General features: G+C 68.3%; 13 protein-coding genes. 4 read left to right on the top strand and 9 right to left on the bottom strand.

Annotation, left to right across the window (positions count from 1 at the left end; translation table 11 throughout):
• Positions 1 to 47: 47 nt before the first annotated feature.
• The 3 genes from GY812_16005 to GY812_15995 form a co-directional block, all read right to left on the bottom strand.
• Entirely contained in the window at positions 48 to 2,738 is a 2,691-nt protein-coding gene (locus tag GY812_16005; GenBank protein ID MCP4436985.1) for an HAD-IC family P-type ATPase, read from the bottom strand.
• Positions 2,739 to 2,843: 105 nt separating this feature from the next.
• A complete protein-coding gene (locus tag GY812_16000) occupies positions 2,844 to 3,029 on the bottom strand; it encodes a helix-turn-helix domain-containing protein (GenBank protein MCP4436984.1) in 186 nt (61 codons plus the stop codon).
• 110 nt (positions 3,030 to 3,139) lie between these two features.
• Complete coding sequence (locus tag GY812_15995; protein MCP4436983.1) at positions 3,140 to 3,931, bottom strand: IclR family transcriptional regulator; 792 nt, start codon at positions 3,929 to 3,931, stop codon at positions 3,140 to 3,142.
• A gap of 351 nt (positions 3,932 to 4,282) precedes the next feature.
• Between GY812_15995 and GY812_15990 the strand changes: the two genes are divergently transcribed.
• The 3 genes from GY812_15990 to GY812_15980 are packed head-to-tail and all read left to right on the top strand — an operon-like array spanning position 4,283 to position 7,837.
• A complete protein-coding gene (locus tag GY812_15990) occupies positions 4,283 to 5,515 on the top strand; it encodes a CoA transferase (protein MCP4436982.1) in 1,233 nt (410 codons plus the stop codon).
• Positions 5,508 to 6,386, top strand: a complete 879-nt coding sequence (locus GY812_15985) for a cyclase family protein (GenBank protein MCP4436981.1) — start codon at positions 5,508 to 5,510, stop codon at positions 6,384 to 6,386. Before GY812_15990 ends, GY812_15985 begins: the two co-directional genes overlap by 8 nt.
• A 5-nt stretch (positions 6,387 to 6,391) precedes the next feature.
• Positions 6,392 to 7,837, top strand: a complete 1,446-nt coding sequence (locus GY812_15980; protein ID MCP4436980.1) for an MmgE/PrpD family protein — start codon at positions 6,392 to 6,394, stop codon at positions 7,835 to 7,837.
• 1 nt (position 7,838) lies between these two features.
• On the opposite strand, the gene GY812_15975 is transcribed toward GY812_15980, so the two are convergent.
• Complete coding sequence (locus GY812_15975) at positions 7,839 to 8,501, bottom strand: hypothetical protein (protein MCP4436979.1); 663 nt, start codon at positions 8,499 to 8,501, stop codon at positions 7,839 to 7,841.
• A 293-nt stretch (positions 8,502 to 8,794) separates the two neighbouring features.
• Positions 8,795 to 9,667 carry a crotonase/enoyl-CoA hydratase family protein gene (locus GY812_15970; GenBank protein ID MCP4436978.1) on the bottom strand — a complete coding sequence of 291 codons (873 nt, stop codon included), beginning with the start codon at positions 9,665 to 9,667 and terminating at the stop codon, positions 8,795 to 8,797.
• 49 nt (positions 9,668 to 9,716) lie between these two features.
• On the opposite strand from GY812_15970, the gene GY812_15965 reads away from it, so the two are divergent.
• The gene (locus GY812_15965; protein ID MCP4436977.1) at positions 9,717 to 12,299 is read left to right on the top strand and encodes a M1 family metallopeptidase; all 2,583 of its coding nucleotides are present in this window, start codon (positions 9,717 to 9,719) and stop codon (positions 12,297 to 12,299) included.
• Positions 12,300 to 12,331: 32 nt separating this feature from the next.
• Here GY812_15965 and GY812_15960 read toward each other — a convergent pair whose 3' ends face one another.
• The 4 genes from GY812_15960 to GY812_15945 form a co-directional block, all read right to left on the bottom strand.
• A complete protein-coding gene (locus tag GY812_15960; GenBank protein ID MCP4436976.1) occupies positions 12,332 to 13,432 on the bottom strand; it encodes a DUF2332 domain-containing protein in 1,101 nt (366 codons plus the stop codon).
• A gap of 1 nt (position 13,433) precedes the next feature.
• Positions 13,434 to 14,642, bottom strand: coding sequence for an amidohydrolase (locus GY812_15955; GenBank protein MCP4436975.1), 1,209 nt, complete (start codon positions 14,640 to 14,642; stop codon positions 13,434 to 13,436).
• Between the two features lie 26 nt (positions 14,643 to 14,668).
• Positions 14,669 to 15,301 carry a lysoplasmalogenase gene (locus GY812_15950; protein ID MCP4436974.1) on the bottom strand — a complete coding sequence of 211 codons (633 nt, stop codon included), beginning with the start codon at positions 15,299 to 15,301 and terminating at the stop codon, positions 14,669 to 14,671.
• 70 nt (positions 15,302 to 15,371) lie between these two features.
• Positions 15,372 to 16,565 carry an FAD-dependent oxidoreductase gene (locus tag GY812_15945; protein MCP4436973.1) on the bottom strand — a complete coding sequence of 398 codons (1,194 nt, stop codon included), beginning with the start codon at positions 16,563 to 16,565 and terminating at the stop codon, positions 15,372 to 15,374.
• Positions 16,566 to 16,579: the final 14 nt, after the last annotated feature.

The following is a 16,579-nucleotide window of genomic DNA, read 5'->3' as shown; positions in this document are numbered from 1 at the left end:
GCCCGGCCGTCCGCATTCGGCGCCCGGTGCCCGACCCCGACGGGGGCTCAGTGACGGCGGGCCAGCAACCGCTCCGTGAGGCTGCGCACCTCGTCGAGAACCAGGTACAACGCTGCCGCTGCGACACAGATCCCCCATTGCGCCCAGGTGAGTCCGACCGTGTCGAAGATCCCCTGGAGCCAGGGCACCTCCACCACGAGCACCTGCACTCCGACCACAGTTGCCAGCGAGACCCACAGGAAACGGTTGGTGAGGCTGTGGCGCGAGAACACAGAGCCCTTCGGCATCCGCACCGCGAGTGCGTTTCCCATCTGCAACAGGACGAATGTCGTGAACGTCATCGTCAACGCCACATCGGTACCCACTTCGCCGTCGGCCACGTTCAGCAGGCCGAGCGTGATGATCGTCATCACCACCGCACCGGCAATGATCCGCGCAAGCCGCTCGCCACTCAGGATCGTGGCTCCCGGCGGCCGCGGTGGCCGGTCCATCAACCCCTCGCGTGGAGGATCCACACCCAAACTCACCGCTGGGGGACCGTCGGCGATGATGTTGATGTAGAGCACCTGGATGGCAGTGAACGGCGTGGGCATGCCGAGCAGCCGGCCGAACAGAATCGTGCCTATGGCGGCGATGTTGGTCGTGAGCTGGAAGCGCACGAAGCTCAGGATGTTCTCGTAGATGGCGCGGCCGCGCCTGACCGCCGCCACGATCGTGGCGAAGTTGTCATCGGCGAGCACCATGTCGCCCGCTTCCTTGGTGACCTCGGTGCCCGTGATGCCCATGGCCACTCCGATGTCGGCCCGCTTCAGTGCCGGAGCGTCGTTGACGCCGTCACCGGTCATGGCCGCAACCTCTCCATTGGCCTGCAGCGCCGTGACGACCCGGACCTTGTGCTCCGGTGACACCCGAGCGCACACGCCCACCTGCTCGATCACCGCGGCGAGCTCCTCGTCGTCCATGGCATCGATCTCGGCGCCCGTGATCACCTCACCCGAGATGCCGAGCTCGGCTGCGATCGCGGCTGCCGTCGCGGCGTGGTCCCCGGTGATCATGCGCACGGCGATGCCTGCGTGGTTGCACTTCTCGACCGCTTCGACTGCTTCGGGCCGCGCCGGATCAAGGATTCCCACGAGCGCCTCGATGCACAGGTCATGCACCTCTGCTTCGAGGTTCGCTTCGAACTCTGCGGCACGCACCGGCAGCAATCGACGCGCCACGGCGAGCACGCGAAGGCCGGTGGAGCCGAGCTCGCTGTTCGCCGCTTCGAGCCGTTCGCGCCATGCGCCGTCGAGCGGCTCCTCCCCCAGCGGCGTGGCCACCCGATCCGCCCGCGCCAGCACCACATCGGGCGCTCCCTTGACCACCAACACCGACGAGCCGGGCCCGGAGGAGTCGTGCAACGTGGCCATGTACTTGGTTGCGGAGTCGAAGGGCACCTCGCCGACGCGCGGGCGCTGCCGGCGCAGCTCCGCTGGATCCACACCTGCCTTCTGAGCCAGCACCACCAGGGCGGCCTCGGTGGGGTCACCGACCACTTCGAACACGCCTTCGGCTCCGTCCTCTGCGGGGCGGACCACTGCGTCGTTGCACAACACGGCCATCTCGAGTGCTTCGAGCAGACCCTGATCGGCGACCTTGGAGTCGGGTACACCGCCGGCGTCAGCGATCACACCGTCGGGGGAATAGCCGAGGCCAGTGACCTCGAACATGTGACCACCACGCACGAGGCGCGTCGCGGTCATCTGGTTGAGCGTGAGGGTGCCTGTCTTGTCAGAGCAGATGGCAGTGGTCGACCCCAGGGTCTCCACGGACGCCAGGCGTTTCACGATCGCGTTGTGCGATGCCATCTGTGACACACCGAGCGCCAACGTGACGGTCACCACGGCAGGCAGGCCCTCGGGTATGGCCGCCACAGCAAGGGCGACCGACTCGATCAGCGCATCGGCCACCGTCTCGCCCTGCGCGATTGCCACGCCGAACACCACGAGCACCGCCACGATGGCGATGACCGCCAGCCGCTTGCCGAGCACGTCGAGTTGCCGCTGAAGCGGTGTCTGCTGCTCGGGTGCCTCGGCCAGCATGCCGGCCAGGCGACCAACCTCCGTGTCCATGCCGGTGGCGGTGACCACGAGCTCGCCGCGGCCACGCACCACTGTCGAGTTCATGAACCCGCAGTTGTCGCGATCTCCGATCGCAGCCGCCTGCTGCTCGTCCAGCGTCGCCGTGTGCTTGTCCGCAGGCACCGACTCCCCCGTGAGCGCGGCCTCCTCCACGCCCAGGTTGTTGGCCGACACGAATCGCCCGTCGGCGGGGATCCGGTCGCCTGCCTCGAGCAACACGACATCACCGGGCACGATCTCCGACGCCGGCACCTCCAACAGTTCCCCGCCGCGGCGCAACCGCACGACCAATTCGAGCATCGAAGCCAGCGCGGCCATCGCGGCATCCGCGCGGTACTCCTGCACGAACCCGAACACGGCGTTGATCAACAACACCACGAGGATCACTATCGGGTCCTTCAGGTCGCCTACAGCCGCCGAAACCGCCGCGGCGCCGAAGAGCACGTAGACCAGCACGTTGCGGAACTGCGCGAGGAAGCGGTGCAGCGCCGAGGGCGGCTCCGGCTCGTCGAGCTTGTTGGGTCCCTTGACCTCGATGCGGCGCGCCACCTCGCTCGGTGACAGGCCGTCGACGAGGTCCGCGTCGAGCGCCTCGGCCACCTGGGCCGGGGTCATCACCGCAGGGTTTGCAACACCCAGGGTGTCACCGGCCAGTTGGTCCGCCATTGCGCATTGACGGTAGTGGCAGTGCGGGACCCGGGAGTACTGCGGCGGGAGGACTCAGCGGATGCCGACGCCGCGGCGACGGTTGGCGTACCGCTCGACGTCGTCGATGTCGAGGGCCCGCAGCCGCCCGACCCGACCAGAGGACAGCACGCCCGCACCGACCAGTCTCTTCACCGTGCCGACAGGCAGGCCCAGGCGGTGGGCCGCCTGCTCTGCTGTGCACCAGTGCCGAGTATCCATATTCTCGTTTCGGCCCGGCGGCGACGCTTCTTCACAAAACGCCGACAAAGGGCCGGTCGGCCCAATGACCCAACCACGGACGGACCCCATGGCGGAGGAACCGCGGGCTGTCATACCGGTTGGTGCCCGAACTGCCGCGAGAGGTCGGACGTAACGGCCACCAGCTGCTTCGCCAGCTCGTCGACCCGGTCCCGGAAACGCTCGATCGGGCCACATACCGACAGCACCATGACGGGCTCGCCGGTGTGGTCGAACACCGGGGCTGCAACTGAGCCGGCGCCGGCCTCGCGCTCGCCCAGCGACACGGCGTAGCCGCGCTTGCGGATCGCCTCCAGGTCGGCTTCCAGTGCCTGCGCGGAGGTGATTGTGGAGTCGGTCACCGCCGGCAACTCGGCGTCGAGCACGCGGCGACGCTCCGAGGGCGGCATGAAGGCCAGGAACGCCTTGGAGGACGACCCTGCGTGCAACGGGTAGGAGCCTCCCACCTGGATCGTCATCTTGACCTCGACCGGCGGGGTGACCTGGTCCACGTACACCCGCTGCCCACCGCTGAGGACACTCATCGTGGCCGTCTCGCCGGTCGTCTCCGAGAGTCGACGCATGGCGGCCACCGCCGTGGCGCGGTGATCGAGGCCGTCGCGGTACGCATCGGCGAGCACCAGCACCGCAGGGCCGAGCGAATACCGCCGGGTCTCCTCGTCGAGGGTGACCAGGTCGCGGTCTCGAAGCGATGACAGGATCCTGTGCACCACCGCCTTGGAGATCCCGAGCGTCGATGCGATCTCGGTCACTCCCAGTGTGCGCGCTTCGCTGCGGGCGAAGAGGAACAGGACGTCGGCAGCCCTCTCGATCGCAGCGACGTTGCGTTCGGCAGTCCGATTTCCCGTGGAATCTGCTGGCATTCTGACTCCTGTGGTGGCGGGCGGAGGAAGGCCCGCCATGAGCGTGGAACCCGGTCCGGTGCGAGGCTTGTGCACCCGGGACCGACCCGCACTGCAAGTACGGGATCCCAAGCTAGCGGAACGGCGTTCCTGTTCCGTGAACCGCAACGCCGTACTGGACCCGCATTGACGCCGGTCCGTTTCGAGGCCAAAATGGAATGCTGTTCCGCCCTGCGGAACGACAACCAGACACCTCGTCAGAGGTGGGTCCGGGAACGGGTCCCGAAGGACTTCAGCGGATGGCAGCTCCAGTGGGGCGACTGCTGAACGTGTTTCGGTCCATTGCGACAATGCGAGGAGAATGGGGGCCGAATGAGCAACGACATCGACGCCGGTACCCAGCCTGGTCCCCTGGCGGGGCTCAAGGTCATCGACCTCTCCACGGTGCTCGCCGGCCCGCTCACCGCACAGATCCTCGGCGACTACGGCGCAGATGTCATCAAGGTCGAGCATCCCGAGCGCGGGGATTCGTTCCGCACCCACGGCCCCTCCAGGGACGGCCATGGACTCTGGTGGAAGTCGGTGTCACGCAACAAGCGTTGCATCGGGCTCTATCTCGGCGACCCCGATGGGGCCGAGGTCTTCCGCAACCTGGCCGCCGAGGCAGACGTCGTCATCGAGAACTTCCGGCCCGGCACCCTCGAACGCTGGGGCGTCGGCTGGGACACCCTGCACGACCTCAACCCGCGCCTCGTGCTGGTGCGGGTCACCGGCTTCGGCCAGGAGGGGCCCTACAGCGCACGGGCGGGCTTCGGCACGCTCGCCGAGGCGATGTCGGGTTTCGCGGCCATCACCGGCCAGCCCGACGGTCCGCCGACCCTGCCCTCGATGGGCCTCGCGGACTCGATCGCCGGGATCACCGCTTCGTCGGCCACGATGATGGCGCTTTGGCACCGCGACCGACCGGGCGGCAGCGGAGAAGGCCAGATGATCGACGTATCGCTGCTCGAGCCGATCATGTGCGCGGTCGGCCCCGGCCCGACCGTGTGGGACCAACTCGGCCAGCTCCAGCAGCGAAACGGCAACCGGTCCACATCCAACGCGCCGCGAAACAGCTACCTCACCTCCGATGGACGCTGGCTCGCCATCTCCACGTCGGCCACGCCGATCGCCGAGCGGGTGATGACGCTCGTGGGCCATCCAGAGGTGATCGACGAGGACTGGTTCGCCAGCGCCTCGGGGCGAGCTGAACATGTGGACGAACTCGACACCTATGTGGCTGAGTGGATCGGCGCCCGCACGGAGGCGGAGGTGACCGAGGCTTTCGAGAAGGCGGACGCGGCGGTCGCCCCCGTGTACACCGCCGCCGACCTGGTCGAAGACCCGCACGTACGGGCCACCGGGATGGTCACCACGGTGCAGGACCCGCACCTGGGCCCGGTGAAGATGGGCGGCCCACTGTTCAGGATGTCCGAGACCCCTGGCTCGATACGCCACACGGGCCGCTCGGAGATCGGCGCCGACACCGACGAGGTGCTCGGCAAGGACCTCGGCATGCAGCCCGGGGAGATAGAGGAGCTGCGCGAGCGTGGTATCTGTGCCTGAGGACAACAGCCCCGCGGTGTCGAGCGGCGAAGCCGGCTCCCAAGCACTCCTTTCGGCAATCGCCGAAGGGCTCACCGTGTTCGACCTGGGACGGCCCTACTCGGTCGGCATGCCGCAGTCGCCCAACCACCCCGCCTACCGCCACGCCCTCGACCGGCGCCACGGCGACCGCATCCGCGACTGCGGCGGCTCCGCCGCTGCCGACATCATCATGTTGGGCTGCCATGTGGGCACCCACATAGACGCGCTGGCGCATGTGAGCCAGGACGGAAGGCTGCACGGCGGCATCGATGCTGACGACGCCCAGCGCGGCGGCAAGTTCATGGAGTCCGGCATCCACACCGTCGAACCGATCGCCGGCCGCGGCGTGCTGCTCGACGTGCCGCGGGCGCTCGGGGCCGACGCCTGCGAGCCCGCCGGCCACCTCCCGGGCGGCTACGAGATAACAGTCGACGACCTCAAGGCCACCCTCGATGGGCAGGGCACCGACATCCGCCCGGGCGACACCGTGCTGATCCGCTCCGGCTGGGGGATGCGCTTCGCCGAGGGTGACCCGTACCTCGGCAAGGACTCCGGTGTACCCGGGGTCTCCGAAGCGGGCGCAGAATGGCTGGCCGGGCACCAGTTGACGGCCGTCGGAGCCGACACGATCGCGTTCGAGATGCTGCCGGCGGGAGCCGGCCACGCCAGCCTCCCGGCACATCGTGTGCTGCTGGTCGAGACCGGTGTGCCGATCATCGAGACCCTCGACCTGGAAGCCGTGGCAACAGCCGGCGTGCACGAGTTCCTCTTCGTGCTGAGCCACCTCAACCTGGTCGGAGCAACCGGTGCCCCCGTGAGGCCCCTGGCGATTGCGGGGGCACACTCATGAGCACCATGGACGTCGAGGTCTCGGGAGCAGCGACCTTGCTGGAACGACTGGCCAACGTCGCCGAAGCCACCACGATCGAGAACCTGCCGGCCGCACAGGCCGCGTCGGTGCCGCAGCGGGTGCTCGACGTGCTCGGCATCGCGATCCGTGCCACCACGCTGCCCACCAGCGAGGCCGCCACCGGCTATGCACTGGAGCAGGCGGGCAGCCCGCAGGCCACCGCCATCGGTGCCGGGCGCAGGCTCCCGGCCGCGCAGGCGGCATTCGTAAACGGCGTCCTGGCACACAGCCTCGACTACGACGACACGCACCTGCCTTCGATCCTGCACCCGTCAGCGTCGGTGGTACCCGCCGCGCTCGCCACCGCCCAGGCCCACGGCTGCGCCGGCGCCGAGGTCGTGCCCGCGGTGGCAGTCGGCCTCGAGGTGGCGGTGCGGCTCGGAATGGCCGGCTACGACCGGGCCACGGGCGAGAACATCTGGTTCGACCGAGGGCAGCACGCCACGTCGATCTGCGGCACGATCGGCTCGGCCGCCGCTGCCGCCAAGCTGATGGGTCTCGACGGGGGCGGAATCGCGGACTCGATGGCCGTCGCCGCATCCATGGCATCCGGCATCATCGAAGCCAACCGCACCGGCGGCACGGTCAAGAGGCTGCACTGCGGCTGGGCCGCCCACGCTGGGGTGACCGCTGCGGAGCTGACCGCACGGGGCCTGTCCGGGCCACCCACCGTGTTCGAGGGTCGCTTCGGGCTGCTGCAGGCATTCCTCGGCGACCGTGCCCGCCCCGAAGAGGTCACCGACCGCCTCGACGACAACCCGGCGCTCACCGACTGGTCGGTGGCGGGGATCTTCTACAAGCCCTACCCGGCAAACCACTACACCCACTGCGGGATCGATGCCGCGATCCAGCTGCGCGAAGGCGGGCTGCTCGCCAGCGACGTGGAGTCGGCCCATCTGGGCGTCGCGACCGCCACCGCCCGCACAATCGGCGAGCCCCTCGATGTGAAGCAGAATCCCGACACCGGCTACCAGGCTCAGTTTTCCGGCCCGTACACGGTCGCAGCGGCGCTCCTCGGTGGCAGCGGCCTCGGCCTCGGCCTCGCGGACTTCACCGATGCACTGGCCACCGACCCCACCCGACGGGCGCTCATGTCGCGGATCACCGTCGGCGCCGATGAGCGGTGCGACGAGATCTACCCGAGCCAGTTCCCGGCGGTGCTGACAGTGCGGACCCGCGACGGAAGCACCCTCACCGCCGAAGTGCTCGCCAACCGCGGTGGCCCTCAGAACCCGCTCACCGATGCCGAGTTGGCCGCGAAGTTCGCCGATAACGCCGATGGCCTTCTCGACCGCGAGGACAGGGGGCAGATCGTTGCCGCGGCGGGGCGGCTCGACACACAGGCCGACCTCGAGTCGGTGATGGGTCCGCTCGGACGACCGCTCGGCTGACTCAGGTCGGCCGCAGGACCGCCATCGCGACCGCCAGGGTGAGCATCACCCAGATCGTGATCACGTACGGATAGGCCCGACGCAGGGCCACCTTCACCGCCCGCTCGCGCTCGGGCGAGGAACCGTTCTGCATCAACTCGCCGAAAGCGACACCGAAAGGGCGCAGCAGGAAGCGCACCCGGATGCCGATCGCCATGATCGTGCCGAAGGCAAGGAGCTTGATCCCCAGCCAGAGGACGCTGAAGGGGTCGCCGTTCACGACGGTCACGACACCTGCCACCAACACCGCGATGCACACCGCCGAGCGCACCCAGAGGTCGAGCCCGGTGAGGGTGACCGCAGGTCCCCCGGTGCCGCCGTCGCGGTGGATGGCCCAGACCATCGCCACCCACATGCCACCCAGGAGCCAGATCGGAAGGATCCACCATTGGTCCACGGCGAGGTACCCGAGGTCGATCGACAACGTGAGACCCAGCACCAGGGTTGTGGGCAGGCAGAGCCGGGCGATCACCTCGACTCCGAGCATCACCTTTGCCAGGTGAGCCCGGGTGGGTAGTTCGGGGCCCTCCACCAGCACCTGGCGTGACAGGTAGAACGTGGCCAGGTCGGTGCCGAGCCAGGCTGCGAACACCAGGATGTGCAGGATCAGCACGTAGTCGCTCACGTGGCAAACCCTACCGGAACGCTGTTTCGCTCAGAGAAACAATCCGGGCGCTGCCTGGGTCAGGCTTCTTCCAGGTCGAACCACTTCTCCTGCAGGGAGCACATGGCGCCCTCCCGCCCACCGTGTCTTCAGGTCGAGCCGCTGCGCCACATCGCCCCAGAGCTGCACGGAGTAGCCGGTCCACTCGCCCTCGGAGAAAGTCGCGAACGGCGGGATGTCGCGCACGACCACCGTGACCGAACCCCTCAGGTTCCGTGAACCAAATCGCCGACGCTGCACGGGGATTCGCTTGCTCAGAGAACCTCCGGGCGCGTCGGGATCTCTTCGAATCCGGGGTCACGACCCTCGGACTTCGCCCCGAACTCCTCCATCATGTCGGTGCCCACGAACATGCCCGACTGCCAGCCGGCGATGTGGCGCAGCGAGTCGGCCACCGAGTGGTCCCGGGTGTAGTTGATCGCTTCCTTTGTGCCCCAGATGGCCAGAGGTGAGTGTTTCGCGATCCGCGCAGCCACATCAAGGGTCCCCTCCACGAGCGAATCGTGGTCATCGAACACCTGGTTGACGAGGCCGACCTCGAGCGCACGGCCGGCCGGCATCCGGTCACCCGTGTAGGCGAGCTCGCGTGCGATCCCCTCCGGGATCAACTTCGGCAGGCGCTGGAGGGTGCCGACATCGGCGGTCATGCCGATGTTGATCTCCTGCACACAGAAGAAGGCGTCCTCCGAGCAGTAACGCATGTCGGCCGCGGTGACCATGTCGACCGCTCCACCGATGCAGCCGCCCTGGATGGCAGCCAGAACCGGTATCCGCGCCTGCTCCAGCGCTGTGAAGGAGTCCTGCAGGTGCTGCACCATCATCCACAGGAAGCCGTTCTTGCGGCCGGTCTCGCTGGCTCCTCCGCCCGATCCCAGAGCGCTGCCACCGGTGAACACCGACAGGTCCATGCCCGCACAGAAGTGCTTGCCGGTCGAGGAGATCACGATGGCGCGGGCCTTCGCCCCCGCGTCGAGGTCACGGACGATCGCCGGGAGCTCGCTCCAGAACGAGGGAACCATGGTGTTGTACTCGTCGGGCCGCTTCAGCTGGAGATGGGCAACACCGTCGTCGATTGAGAGGTCAAAGCATTCGTACACGTCACGCACCGTACTTGAGGCCGAAGTCACCACGCTGCAGGCCGCGACCGGCCGCTTCCGAGGCGCATAGGTTGTGGCGATGACTCCACCAACCGACGACCGCAGGCTCCCCACCGACGCGGCACCGAGGCACTACGCGATCGAGCTCGCTCCGGACGTGCAGGCGGGTCGCTTCACAGGTGGGGTCTCGATCGACGTGGACCTGCGCACAGCGACCGACTCGATCACACTGCACGCCCTCGAACTGCAGATCTCAACCGTGTCGGTGACCCCGCGCGGTGCACAGGCAGTAGCCGCCACCGTGGAGACGGACAGCGAGCGCGAGTGGATCACGCTTCGCCTCGAACGTGAAGTCCCAGCCGGAGAAGCGACCATTCAGCTGGCCTACGAAGGCGGGTTCTGTGACCAACTGGTGGGGCTGTACACGTCCAACTTCGAGGTCGGCGGCGAAACCCACCAGATCGTTGTGTCGCAGTGTGAGTCGACCCACGCCCGCAGGTTCGTGCCCTGCTTCGACGAACCGGAGTTCAAGGCGACGTTCGCTGTGAGCCTCGTCGTGCCGCACAACATGACGGCCATATCCAACGCAGCCGAGGCTTCGAGGGAGTCCGCCGGTGTGGACTCGACCGGCCAGCCGACGGTGCGTGTCACCTTTGCCCCCACCGTCGTGATGTCCACATACCTGCTCGCTGTTGTGGTTGGGCCGCTCGAGGCGACCGATCCGCGCATGGTCGCGGGCCGCAACGGGGCCATCGCGCTCCGGGTCGTGCATCCCCCGGGCCAGGGGCATCTGTGCGACTTCGCCCTCGACGTCGCCGAGGCGGCGCTCAGGTTCTTCGAGGACTGGTACGACCTCCCGTACCCGGGCGACAAGGTCGACTTGATAGCGGTGCCCGACTTCGCGTTCGGTGCCATGGAGAACCTCGGGGCCATCACCTTTCGCGAGGTGCTGTTGCTGGTCGACCCCGAAGGGGCCACGCCCCAGGAGCTGCAACGGGTCGCGGACGTGATCAACCACGAGCTCGCCCACATGTGGTTCGGCAACCTCGTGACCATGAAGTGGTGGAACGGGATCTGGCTCAACGAGGCATTCGCGACCTTCATGGAAGTGACGGCATCGGACGCGTTTCGCCCCGAATGGGATGTGTGGACCTCGTTCGGACTCGCCCGAGCCGCGGCGTTCGACACCGACGCCCTCCGCTCCACCCGACCGATCGAGTACGAGGTCGTCACCGCCGCCGACTCGGAGGCCATGTTCGACATCCTCACCTATGAGAAGGGCTGCTCTGTGGTGCGCATGCTGGAGCAGTACCTCGGACCCGAACGGTTCCGCGACGGCATCCGCAGCTACCTGCGCAAGCATGCGTGGGGAAACACCGAGACCACCGACCTGTGGGACTCACTGGAGGAAGCCTCGGGCGAGCCAGTGCGATGGATGATGGATTCGTGGATCTTCAACGGCGGGCACCCACTGGTCACCGTCGAGCGTGATGGTGCGTCGATCCGGCTCGACCAGCGCAGAGCCCTCGCCGATCCCCATGGTGACGCCTCCGATCCCGGGCTGCGCTTCCCGGTTCCGATGGTGCTGCGAACATCGGGAGGCGACCATGGGTCGGAGTCGCAGCGCATCCTGCTCGACGAGCCCCGGGAGGTTCCGGTCGACCCATCGGCTGTGCAGGTGCAGCCCAACGCGGGTGGGGCCGGCTTCTACCGCACACTCCTTGACGGAGCCGGTCGCCGCGCGCTGGCGGAGTCTCCCGGCACACCGCTGGAGCGCTTCGTGCTGGTCGACGACACGTGGTTCGCCATGCGCAGCGGCCTCATCGGCGCCGATGAGGCACTCGACACCGTGTTCGCGGTCATCCGGGCCGGCGAAACGGACCCGGCCGTCTGGCGACGCATCAGCGCGGTCGGCGCCGACCTGGTCAGGCTCGGCGGTCGCGAGCAAGGCGAGGCTGCCACGGAATGGGTCCGAGTCACGCTCGGCAACGCGTTGAGGGGTTTCGCCGCTCCGGCGGATGCCGAAGGCAGGCCGGCAGAGGTTGTCGGAGCCATCCTCGGGGTGTTGGGCGGGGTCGCCGGTGACAAGCAGGCGCTGGGCCAGGCGGAGTCCGCATTCGACCGGTCGGTGGAACCGGGGGCCATTGACCCCGCAGTTGCCGCCGGGGCACTCGACGCCGTGGGTCGCCATTGCGACGACGCCCAGCATTCCGAGATCGAACGGCGATGGCGCGAGGCCGGCACACCCCAGGACGAACAGAGACACCTTGCGGCACTCGTGCTGACCGCTGACCCGGCCCAGTTCTCACGCGCACTCGAACTGGTACGCACCCGCGCACGCACCCAGGACGCGCCCTACGTGCTTCGCCGGGCGCTGACCAACGTCACGCTGGGAGGGACCGCCTGGCACGAGATCACCTCCAACTGGGACGAAGTCGTTGCGCGGTTCCCGACCGGCTCGCTGCCGCGAATGCTCGAAGGCATCCGCACGTTCACCGACGCCGACCTGGCCGCAGAGGCGACGGGCTTCCTGGCCGACAATCCGCTGCCGAGCGGAGGCCGCCAGGTCGAGCAGCACGTCGAGGCCATGCATGCCACGGTGAGGGCGGCCGCACGCCTGCGGTCAGCACCCTTTGTTGGTGCTGGATCACGCCCTGCGTGATCCAGCACCAACAAAACACTTGATTGGGTGGCTCAGGCGGGAGACAACCAGCGGCCGTGGTAGTCCACGTGGGCCACGAGTCGATCACCGCCATCGGGCCAGCGGCGCAGCCACACCGCAGCACGATTGCGGTTCCATTCGTCGGGCTCGTAGCGGATCCATGCCAGCGGCGCGACATCGGTCGCCTGCGAACCCGCTTCCTCGATCGCCTCGGTTATGCGCCAGCGCACATCGGTCGGTACGTACTGCCACACGATGGAGTGCGAAACCACGGTCGCACCCTCGCGGGCCAGCACGCCAGCCAGCAGCTCGGCGGTGTCGCCCGGGCCGTCCACCGATGCCGCCAGCAGCTCGGCCGGCTCTGACACAGCCAGGTCCATCGCGGCCCGCATCCGCTCGAGCCTTTGCGTCTGGTCGGGCCACACGTATCCGAGAAGGGTCAACTGACCTTCGCCGGTGGTGGGGTCCACAGGGTTCACATCGATACCCACTCGGGCCGTGACCCGCGGCAGCGTGAGCCCCACGTGACGCAGGCCACCCAGGTCGCCGGTGATGCGGGGATGCAGGTGCACCCGAGACCCCGCGTCGCCCAGCACCATGCCGCCCAGGTCCACCTCGAAGCGGTCGAGGCGAAGGTTGAGGCCGCCGGAGCACCCGAGCTCCACGAGTTGCGCCGAGTCCATCCTGGCTTCGGCAAGGGCAAGGGCCAGCCCCGCGCCACGGGCCACCTCGTTGGTCTGCACCTCGCGATCGAGTCCGTCCACCAGTTCCTCACCGTGGCGTTCGGCGAGACCACGCCACGCTGCAAGCAGCTCGCGGTCATCGTCGGGCACCACCCCACCACACGAGGGCAGCAGGGCCGCCCAGTCAGGGACGCTGCCCGCCAGCGCCATCCGGTGTGCGGTGCCGACCAGCCGTAGCGGCCCTGCCTGACCGAAGCGGAGCCCGCCCCGTGCTCGAACGAGTTCCCAACTGAGCGCACCTGCAGCGATCTCCGAGGAGATCAGGGACAGCAGGCGGCCGTACATGGGCGACCCGAGCCCCGCACAAGCTTGTGCCTGCTGTTGATAGCGCCGCGCCCACTGCTCACGTGACACCGAAGTGTCGTCATCGGGAGACAGGGCGTCGGCCAACTCAGCCGACTCCGGTTGTGTCGAGCCAACCGGGTGGCGCGTTGACCAATTCGGACGCCACCGCCGTGTGCAGGGCGACACCGGTGGCCATCGAGTCCTCGTTGAGGACCATCCGGTTGGAATGGCAAGACGGCGCTGCCAGCGGATCCGGGTTCTCGGGTGGGCACACACCCAGGAACGCCATCACCGCCGGCACCTTCGCGGCCACGTACGAGAAGTCCTCTGCGCCCATGACCGGCGCCGGCATCTCGAACACGCGGCGCTCCCCGAGGAGTTCACCGGCGACCGCGTTGACCCACCCGGCCATGTCGTCGTCGTTGACCGTGACGGGGTAGCCCTCGCGCACCTGCACCTCGGCGGTGCAGTCATGCGCCGCGGCGATCCCCTCGGCGACCGAGGCGATCCTGCCCCGCACGGCCGACCGCACACCCTCGTCGACGGTGCGCAACGTGCCCTCCATGAGGGCGGTCTCCGGAATCACGTTCTCCGTGGTGCCGGCGTGGAGGCTGCCGACCGTCAGCACGGCCGGGTTGAAGGCATCGACCGTCCTCGTGATCATCGTCTGCAGCGCCATCACGACCTCGGCGGCCACGGGAACCGGGTCGGTGGCCCACTGTGGCGTCGAGGCGTGGCCGCCGCGACCGATGATCCGGATCGTGAAGTCATCGGTCGCTGCCAACATCGGCCCTGCGCGCAGGGCCAGCCGGTCGCTCGGCAGGTTGGGGGCGACATGAAGCGCAAACGCGGCGTCGACGCCGTCGAGCACACCTTCGTTCACCATCACAGCAGCTCCACCACCGCCTTCCTCGCCCGGCTGGAACATGAAGCGGATACGGCCACGCAGCGAATCGGCGTTCTCCGTGAGCACGGTTGCGGCGCCGACGAGCATCGACGTGTGCGCATCATGGCCACACGCGTGCATGCGGCCCTCGACCTCCGAGGAGAACTCGAGGCCCGTGTCCTCATGCATCGGCAGGGCATCCATGTCCCCGCGCAGAAGCACGGTCGGACCCTCCCGGCCGGTGTCGAGGTCGGCCACCACCGATGTGAGGCCGGACCCGGTGCTCACGTCCAGCCCGAGCGGCTCGATGGCCTCCAGCACCAGCGCCTGTGTACGCGGAAGGTCGAGGCCCAACTCGGGATGCACATGGATGCTGCGCCGAAGGCCCACCATCTCGCGCAGCACCGACTCGCCGGCCGCCTTGCACATCTGCGGGGCGAGGCCGGCCCGGGGGGTCATGCTGTGCCCAACAGGCTCAACACGATGCCCACCTGGCCCAGGTGGTACGTGGTCATGATCGCCAGCCGCTGGCCGCTGAACTCCTTGACGAACCTCGACCAGCCGATGCAGGCGTCGGAGAAGCAGAACAGGGCTGCTCCGAGCATCGCCCACGGACGGCCGGTGCCGAACGCGAACGTGAGCATGAGCGAGATCACGAGGACGTAGGCAGCCACCGGCATGCCGAATCGCCGGTCCACCTCGGTGGAACCCACCACGATCTTCACGCCGACGGCGCGCACCATCACCGCAGCGATCGCGGCGCCGATGATGAACGGGAAGGGTTCCACTCCCATCAGCACGAACGCCCCGATGTAGAACAGGTGGGCCACGAGGAACGAGGCAAGACCGGGGATGAAACGGTCCTCGAGCATGAGGAACACGTCTCCGGCGAGCGAGAACACGAGGCCGGCGAGGATCAACCATCGGGCCGCCGCGGGGTCCGGCTCTGCCATCACGAGGGTTGCGGCGATCAACACGGCCATCGTGGCCGGCTTGAGCACGTACTCCACGCGACGGTTGTCGGTGCCGACCGCAACCCAGTCGGCGGCGGCGACCACGAGTGTGGCGGCGATCAGGATCCAGAACATCGTGGTGATTCTCGCAGCCGCCGGCCACGATCCGAAACCCGGGTGTCCACGGCGGCGGCGTGTCGGGGACTCAGGAGAACAACTCCATGACCGAGTACCAGTCGAGCGATTCGGCGAGCTTCATGCGGGCCTGTACGACAAGGCGGGCGCGGTTGACGCCCAGCGCCGCACGGCACTGGTCGCCGCGCCTGAACAGCGCAACAAAGCGTCGTTCGGCCGGCGAGCCGTCCACCACCACGACCTCGTCCTCCGGTGATGCCCGGCCGACCATCTGGATCTTGGCGTCGTACTGGTCGGTCCAGAACCAGGGAACACTCGCAAACGGGTCGATCGGTCCACTGGCACCACCCCCGAGCTCTGCGGTCAGGCGCCGCCCGGCATGGGTGCCCTGGTCGATCGCGTTCTCCCAGTGCTCGACCCTCATGACCTCGCCGCCGAAGTGCGGATTGGGCCATGCGGCCACGTCGCCGGCGGCGACGATCCCCGGGGCCGCCAGCATCGTCGCGTCACAGAGCACGCCGCCGCCGTCCGCCGGCGACCGCACATCGAGTCCGGAACCTTCCAGCCAACCGGTCTGCACCGCGGCACCGATGCCGACCACGACCACCGAGGCCTCCAGCTCCGTGCCGTCGGCGAGCAACACTGCCTTCACGGCTCCGTCGTCATCGGACTCGATCGACTCGATGCCCACGCCAAGGCGCACGTCCACCCCGTGGTCACGGTGCAGGTCCGCCACGAACATGCCGATGTCGCCGGGCAGGGCCCGCTGCAGCGGCACGGGTGCGGCCTCGATCATCGTCACATCACGGCCAAGCTCACGGCAGGTCGCCGCGACTTCGGCGCCAATGAATCCGGCGCCCACCACGACCACGCGGCCTTCGGTGGCATCCAGGCGATCACGGAGCGCCATCGAGTCGGCGCCGGTGCGCAGGGTGTGCACGCCTTCCAGTTGTGGACCCGGAAGCTGTCGCGCGGCCGACCCCGTGGCGACAACGATGCCTTCGGCCTCGATGTGCTCACCGTCCGCCAGGACCACGAGCCGATTGGCAGCATCGAGGGACTGCGCCAGGCAGTCGAGGCGTAGGTCGACATCGAGCTCGGCCAGCTGACTCGCCACGGGCTGGTTGGCGCGGCCCAGGTCCCATTCGCCGGCCAGCACCTGCTTGGACAGCGGCGGCCGGTCCTTCGGCAGGACCGGCGAGCGGTCGGCAACGATGATGTGGCCGTCGTGGCCCGCTGCCCTCATCGCCTGGACCGCGCTCATGGCGGCCAGGGAAG

It is taken from the genome of Actinomycetes bacterium, assembly GCA_024222295.1.
Classification (GTDB): domain Bacteria; phylum Actinomycetota; class Acidimicrobiia; order Acidimicrobiales; family Microtrichaceae; genus JAAEPF01.
The sequence above is the reverse complement of the archived record's forward strand: the minus strand, read 5'-3'. Positions and strand labels throughout refer to the sequence as shown.

What these genes read in the sequence shown, in the direction of transcription:
- GY812_16000 (MCP4436984.1), bottom strand. Translation starts at nt 3,029, where the DNA reads ATGGATACTCGGCACTGGTGCACAGCAGAGCAGGCGGCCCACCGCCTG.
- GY812_15980 (MCP4436980.1), top strand. Translation starts at nt 6,392, where the DNA reads ATGGACGTCGAGGTCTCGGGAGCAGCGACCTTGCTGGAACGACTGGCC.
- GY812_15995 (MCP4436983.1), bottom strand. Translation starts at nt 3,931, where the DNA reads ATGCCAGCAGATTCCACGGGAAATCGGACTGCCGAACGCAACGTCGCT.
- GY812_15955 (MCP4436975.1), bottom strand. Translation starts at nt 14,642, where the DNA reads ATGTGCAAGGCGGCCGGCGAGTCGGTGCTGCGCGAGATGGTGGGCCTT.
- GY812_15990 (MCP4436982.1), top strand. Translation starts at nt 4,283, where the DNA reads ATGAGCAACGACATCGACGCCGGTACCCAGCCTGGTCCCCTGGCGGGG.
- GY812_15950 (MCP4436974.1), bottom strand. Translation starts at nt 15,301, where the DNA reads ATGTTCTGGATCCTGATCGCCGCCACACTCGTGGTCGCCGCCGCCGAC.
- GY812_15965 (MCP4436977.1), top strand. Translation starts at nt 9,717, where the DNA reads ATGACTCCACCAACCGACGACCGCAGGCTCCCCACCGACGCGGCACCG.
- GY812_16005 (MCP4436985.1), bottom strand. Translation starts at nt 2,738, where the DNA reads ATGACCCCGGCCCAGGTGGCCGAGGCGCTCGACGCGGACCTCGTCGAC.
- GY812_15945 (MCP4436973.1), bottom strand. Translation starts at nt 16,565, where the DNA reads ATGAGCGCGGTCCAGGCGATGAGGGCAGCGGGCCACGACGGCCACATC.